Source organism: Neisseria sp. P0021.S006 (assembly GCF_051956895.1).
Map to the genome: position 1 here is coordinate 1 of NZ_JBQCWZ010001062.1, position 513 is coordinate 513.

Annotated in this window: 1 protein-coding gene; it reads right to left on the minus strand. The window is 41.1% G+C overall.

The annotated features are described in order from the left end of the window. Positions 1-491, minus strand: a 491-nt coding sequence (locus ACTHUM_RS18725; protein WP_440403785.1) for a CDP-glycerol glycerophosphotransferase family protein, incomplete at its 3' end; no start/stop codon positions are given. Positions 492-513: the final 22 nt, after the last annotated feature.

Genomic DNA, 513 nt, shown 5'->3' on the forward strand with positions numbered 1-513 from the left:
TTCATTACTTCCAAATAGGGCTCGATATTTGGGTGTGGTGCAAAAATTACTTCGTAGCCGTAGGTTTCTGCCATTTCCTTCAGGCGCTGGTCGTGAAGCAGAGCCTGCCAGTAACGTGCATAGTCACTTTCCATAAAAGGACTGTTGAGCGTACGAGTATTGCTACCTGTACCGATATTTTGACCGACAATGTTATTGCGCCAAGTTGGCATAATCAGGATCTTGCGACTGTCGGGCTTATTTTTTGATAGTAAGGAGTCGTAGCGTGGAAATCCAGTTAGTGCTACTTCTTTTTCAGTCAGCTTGTAGGTATTGAAGTCAGCCTTAATCGAGCGGCTTTCTGGCTCAGTAGTGGTAATGAAACAGTGTAGGTTTTGTTTGCTATTTGTCCATGCAGAAAGATTGTCTTTAGTTACTCCGTGCTGAAGAAAGACAAATTTTTTGCTGTGTTCGTATAAATCCCCAAAATAATTGTTGATGTGTTTTTCCAAATGACTAGAAATGATTTTTTCA